The sequence below is a fragment of the Rhodococcus sp. HM1 genome (assembly GCF_023218075.1).
Taxonomy (GTDB): domain Bacteria; phylum Actinomycetota; class Actinomycetes; order Mycobacteriales; family Mycobacteriaceae; genus Rhodococcus.
In genome coordinates this window covers 1-5333 of the sequence record NZ_JALPTB010000141.1, presented here as the reverse complement: position 1 = coordinate 5333, position 5333 = coordinate 1, and the positions used below count along the sequence as shown (strand labels likewise).

Below are 5333 nucleotides of genomic sequence, written 5' to 3'. Positions count from 1 at the left end.
GGGATCAGGAACTGTTGGTCGCGATCGACGGGTCGATATCCTTTGGCCACCAACAGATTCTACACAAAGCCGCAGGTCGGCCCCGCCGCGTCACGGCGAGACCGACCCGCGATTCTGCAACAGCCCGCTGAAGGAGCGGAACGTACCGTTCGCTCGGCGGGCAGGGCAGACTCGGGTCATGACCGACGATCCGACGTGGCAGACGACCGACGCATATCTCACCGATACCCTCATCGGCCCGGACGACGCGCTCGACAGGGCCCTCGCCACGAACGCCGACCAGGGACTGCCGCCGATCGACGTGTCGGCGCCGCAGGGCAAGTTCCTGCACCTGCTCGCCAGGGCGATCGGCGCACGGAAGATCCTCGAGATCGGCACGCTCGGTGGGTACAGCACCATCTGGTTCGCGCGCGCAGTCGGCGAGGCAGGCCGCGTTGTCACTCTCGAATACGAACCGCACCACGCCGAGGTGGCGCGGGGGAATCTGGACCGCGCCGGGGTCGGTGACATCGTCGACATCCGGGTCGGTGCCGCGCTGGATTCACTGCCGGACCTCGGGTCCGAGGCCCCGTTCGACCTGGTGTTCATCGACGCCGACAAGGAGAACAACCCGCGCTACGTGCGTGCGGCTCTGGAACTGTCGCGCCCGGGCACCGTCATCGTCGTCGACAACGTGGTGCGCGGCGGATCGATCACGAACGCCGAACTCGACGACGAGCGCGTGCGGGCGAGCCGTGAGGTGCTCGAACTCATCGCCGCCGAACCGCGGCTCGACGGGACCGCCCTGCAGACGGTCGGCAGCAAGGGGTGGGACGGTTTCGCGCTGGCGCTCGTGACCGGCTGACGCCGCCCCGCCGGCCCCTGATCCGAGCGAATGTACCGCCCGTCTCCTCAGACCGACCGGATGTACCGCTCGCTCGGGAGAAGGCGGGCCGATCAGAACAGCGGGCCGCCCCCGAACACGCTGCGGTGCGACGGCGGCCGGCGGCCGTCGAGGTCGGTCAGGTCGTAGTCGCGGGCGAGTTCGGCGGTGACGAAGGTGTGCCCGCTGCGCTCGGCGAGTTCGGGGTCGTCGGTCAGCGCCGCGACGACGGAGCCGACGAACTCGGGCGACTCGGCGTCCGCGACCGGGAACCCCGCGATGTCGGTGAGGCCGCTCGCGACGATCTTCTCGGTGCGCACGATGCCCGGCCACAGCGACACCGCGTGCACATCGTGTTCGCGCAGTTCGTCGGCCATGTCGAAGGCCATCTTGTCGAGGCCGGCCTTGGAGATCCCGTACAGCACCGAATGCAGGCGGCTGCGGGTGCCGAACGACGAGATGTTGACGATCAGGCCGGTGCGTCGCGGCACCATCATGCGGGCCGCGGCGACCGATGCGACGTAGTGCGCGCGCAATCCGAGCCCGATCAGGCTGTCCCAGTCGTCGAGCGGTCGTTTCCAGAACGGGGTGTCGAACCCGCCGAATCCGCGTGGACCGGCCCACACGTTGTTGACCAGCAGGTCGAGCCGGCCCTCCTGGTCGTCGGCGACCTGCGCGAACACCTTCTCGATCGCCGCGTCGTCGCAGTGGTCGCACGTCAGCGCGTGCCCGCGACCGCCGCGGGCGGTGATCTCCGCTGCAGTCCCGGCCAGGGGAGCGTCGCCGGTGGCGGGTCCCCGTCCGGTCACGTAGACGGTCCACCCGGCACTTCCCAGGGCCAGGGCGATGCCCTTACCGACCCCGCGGGACGCGCCGGTGACCAGCGCGACGCGGGTCACGCCCCGGCCTCGCGGCGTCGATCGGTGGTCGGATGAACGGTCTGTTCCGGTCGTGTCGTCGGCACGCTCACGACGGTAGAACACGTTTCTGTTCTTCGGCGGCGAATTCCGAACGACGGGACGATCAGGGCTGACCGGGCAGGGCGACGGTCGGGGGAGCGACACCCAGGTTCGCCCGCCACCGCGCGCCGCGCAGGGCCGTTTCGGTCAGCGCGTCGATCGCGAATCCGCGGGTGGACTCGGAGGTCGCCCGTTCGACGACGGACCGCCACGCGACCGCGACGTCCGTCTCGATCTGCACGGCGAGCTGCGCGGCACTGATCGGGTCGGTCACCGGGAACGGGACGGTGTAGCCGGGCGCGGCGACCGGGGGAGTGACGCTCGCGGCGGTGAGCGCGTCGATCGTGGCGTCGCGGCGCGCCCGATGTGCGGCGGTGTCCTCCGCCACCTCACCGCCGCGGGCCGGATTGGAGAACGCCGCGACGAGGCCGTACCCGAACACGGCGGCGTGTTCGGCGTTCACGGCGTCGACGAGGGCCTGCTGCTCGGCTCCGAGCTGGGGGGAACTCACGGCAGCAGCACCGCCGTCTCGGTCGCGCAGGCGGCACTGACGGACGCGAGCAGGCCCGCGCGGTAACCGCGCAGGGTACGGGCCAGATCCGCGGCGTCGCGCTGGGAACGGGTCAGCCGTTCGCGCAGCAGTTCCACGGTCGGAGTCTCGGCGGGCAGCGTCACGGTCGTCGAGGTGGCCGGGGACGTCGATGTGGCCCCCACCAGTCGTGCGACCTCCGCGTCGAGTGCGTCGGCGTGCGTCGTGCGTTCGGTGCCGATCGTCGCGAGCGCATCGGCCCGCTCGGGTGCCACGGCGACGAGGGCGCCGGCGAGAGCGGCGTCGGTGCGTGCGCGCTGGGCCTGGGCGATCAGCGGATCGGGCTCGCCGTCCTCGTCGGAGGGGGCTCCGCATCCCGTGACGGTGAACACGCCCGCGGTGCCGAGCGCGGCACCGGACCATCGCAGCAGTGTTCGTCGGGACACGGGTGGCAGGTGTGGTGACGTCGGCACCGGACCATGGTGCCAGTCCCGGCGAACCGATCCGGACGCCGGCCTGGTCACGGCACCCCGAAATGCGCGATACCCTTGATACCTGCCGGATCGATCCCCGCACCGGCCGCCTACCGCTGCGACCACAACTGAACGAGGAGCTTGCCGCCATGCCTGTGCCGCCACCGGAGAGGATTGTCGAGCTCGTCTCGGATCTGATCGAGCGTGAGGGTTACGACCTCGAGGACGTCGTCGTCACGGCGGCGGGCAAGCACAGCACGGTCCGGCTCATGGTCGACAGCGACGCAGGTCTCGGCCTCGACGAGGCGGCGCGCCTGAGTCATCTCGTGTCGGAGGCGTTCGACGCGGTGTCGGATTTCGGTGAGTCGCCGTACATGCTCGAGGTGACCAGTCCCGGTATCGGCCGCCCGCTGACGCAGGACCGGCACTGGCGGCGCGCGCAGGGCCGGAAGGCCCGGCTGGATCTGGGGACCGAGACGCTCGTCGGCCGTATCGGCGAACTCGTCGGCGACGAGATCCGCATCGTGGTCCCGGACCGCAACGGCCCGGCCGTCCGCGCGATCCCGCTGGCACAGGTGCGGTCGGCGACGGTCGAGGTGGAGTTCAACCCTCCCAACGCCCGGGAGCTCGAGCTCGCCGGTGGCCTGCCCGACGGTCGGGTGCGCGCGGGGGAACTCGACGAGAACGCGGTCGGGGCGGACGAAGACGGTAGTGACGAAGACGAAGTGAACGAGACGAAGGTGGACAAGTGAATATCGACATCACGGCGCTGAAGGCGCTCGAATCCGAGAAGAACATCCCGTTCGAGGCGCTGATCGAGACGATTTCGACCGCTCTGCTCACCGCCTACCGGCACGTGGACGGTCACCAGCCGCATGCCCGGATCGATCTGGACCGCAAGACCGGCATCGTGCGCGTGATGGCCGAGGAGTTCGACGCCGACGGCAACCTCGTCTCCGAATGGGACGACACTCCGGCGGACTTCGGCCGGATCGCCGCCACGACCGCGCGGCAGGTCATCATGCAGCGCATCCGTGACGCCGAGCACGAGCAGCGTTTCGGCGAGTTCGTCACCCACGAGGGCGAGATCGTCGGCGGTGTCGTCCAGCGCGACACCCGCGCGAACGCGCGCGGCATGGTGGTCGTGCGGATCGGCGGCGACAACGGCGCCGAGGGCCTGATCCCGCCGGCCGAGCAGGTGCCGGGCGAAACGTACGAGCACGGCGATCGCATCAAGTGCTACGTCGTGGGCGTGGCGCGCGGCCAGCGTGGACCGCAGATCACCCTGTCGCGGACCCATCCGAACCTCGTCCGTCGGCTGTTCGCGCTCGAGGTCCCGGAGATCGCGGACGGATCCGTCGAGATCGTCGCGGTCGCCCGCGAGGCGGGGCACCGCTCGAAGATCGCGGTGCACTCTCGGGTACCCGGGCTGAACGCGAAGGGTGCGTGCATCGGCCCGATGGGTCAGCGCGTGCGCAACGTGATGCGCGAACTCGGCGAGGAGAAGATCGACATCATCGACTACGACGAGGATCCGGCGCGGTTCGTCGGCAACGCGCTGTCGCCGTCGAAGGTGGTTTCGGTCACGGTCGTCGACCCGGACGCGCGGGCCGCGCGTGTCGTCGTCCCCGACTTCCAGTTGTCCCTCGCGATCGGCAAGGAAGGGCAGAACGCCCGCCTGGCCGCGCGTCTGACCGGATGGCGGATCGACATCCGCAGCGACGCCGCAGCGGGTGATGATGGTCACTCGGGTGCCGCTTCGACAGGCAGGTAGAGGTGGAATGCGGGCTTCCGGACGAATCGGCGGTAGAGTGGTCGATGGTTCAGCATGAGCTGTCTTCGTCACGCGGCGAGCGCACCGGTCCGGTGCGTACCTGTCTCGGGTGTCGGCAGCGATCGCTGACTGCCGATCTGCTGAGGGTCGTGGCACGAGAAGTGGAGCCGAAACGCTTCGTTCTGGTCCCTGATCCCGGGCGCAGACTTCCCGGGCGGGGCGCGTGGTTGCATCCCGTTTCGGAGTGTCTGGGTCAGGCGGAGCGGCGTCGAGCATTCGGCAGAGCGCTGAGGGTGCCCGGAAATCCGGACACGTCGGCGCTCGATCAGCTGGTCGGGTCCGGCGACGGAATATCACTCGGCGTGGCACCGTTGTGAGATCGACAGCAGGGACACCAACGCAGTGACATCGAACTCTGAGAAGAACAGGCACGAACACTCATGAGCACACCGTGAAGCACCAGCGATGAACGTCCATCGGAGATAACCCGAGGTCGTGCGGGCAACCAGCCGCTCGACCTCATCAGTGAGGAGAGCAGTGGCAGGCAAGCCCCGCGTGCACGAGTTGGCGAAAGAACTCGATGTCACAAGCAAGGTCGTACTCGAAAGGCTCAAGGAGCTCGGCGAGTTCGTGAAGTCCGCGTCGTCGACGGTCGAAGCCCCCGTCGCACGTCGTCTGCGTGAATCGTTCGGCAAGACCACGGGCGAAGGCTCGTCGGCTGCCCCGACCCCCGGTC

The 5333-nt window shown here is 69.3% G+C and carries 8 protein-coding genes; 5 read left to right on the top strand and 3 right to left on the bottom strand.

Features of this window, described 5'->3' with window-relative positions; genetic code table 11:
- Window positions 1-178: 178 nt before the first annotated feature.
- Window positions 179-844, top strand: coding sequence for an O-methyltransferase (locus tag M1M07_RS31880; RefSeq protein ID WP_197255443.1), 666 nt, complete (start codon window positions 179-181; stop codon window positions 842-844).
- Window positions 845-936: 92 nt separating this feature from the next.
- On the opposite strand, the gene M1M07_RS31875 is transcribed toward M1M07_RS31880, so the two are convergent.
- The 3 genes from M1M07_RS31875 to M1M07_RS31865 form a co-directional block, all read right to left on the bottom strand.
- Window positions 937-1761, bottom strand: a complete 825-nt coding sequence (locus M1M07_RS31875) for an SDR family NAD(P)-dependent oxidoreductase (protein WP_248676719.1) — start codon at window positions 1759-1761, stop codon at window positions 937-939.
- Between the two features lie 124 nt (window positions 1762-1885).
- Window positions 1886-2332, bottom strand: coding sequence for a ferritin-like domain-containing protein (locus tag M1M07_RS31870; RefSeq protein ID WP_197255440.1), 447 nt, complete (start codon window positions 2330-2332; stop codon window positions 1886-1888).
- A complete protein-coding gene (locus M1M07_RS31865) occupies window positions 2329-2796 on the bottom strand; it encodes a hypothetical protein (protein ID WP_248676718.1) in 468 nt (155 codons plus the stop codon). The genes M1M07_RS31870 and M1M07_RS31865 overlap by 4 nt, the downstream gene beginning before the upstream one ends.
- 176 nt (window positions 2797-2972) lie before the next feature.
- On the opposite strand from M1M07_RS31865, the gene rimP reads away from it, so the two are divergent.
- The 4 genes from rimP to M1M07_RS31845 all read left to right on the top strand — a co-directional run.
- The gene (rimP, locus tag M1M07_RS31860) at window positions 2973-3575 is read left to right on the top strand and encodes a ribosome maturation factor RimP (RefSeq protein WP_197255436.1); all 603 of its coding nucleotides are present in this window, start codon (window positions 2973-2975) and stop codon (window positions 3573-3575) included.
- Complete coding sequence (nusA, locus tag M1M07_RS31855; RefSeq protein ID WP_197255434.1) at window positions 3572-4597, top strand: transcription termination factor NusA; 1026 nt, start codon at window positions 3572-3574, stop codon at window positions 4595-4597. Before rimP ends, nusA begins: the two co-directional genes overlap by 4 nt.
- A gap of 44 nt (window positions 4598-4641) precedes the next feature.
- Window positions 4642-4974 carry a YlxR family protein gene (locus tag M1M07_RS31850; protein ID WP_197255432.1) on the top strand — a complete coding sequence of 111 codons (333 nt, stop codon included), beginning with the start codon at window positions 4642-4644 and terminating at the stop codon, window positions 4972-4974.
- A gap of 160 nt (window positions 4975-5134) precedes the next feature.
- Window positions 5135-5333, top strand: a 199-nt coding sequence (locus M1M07_RS31845; RefSeq protein ID WP_248676716.1) for a translation initiation factor IF-2 N-terminal domain-containing protein, incomplete at its 3' end; no start/stop codon positions are given.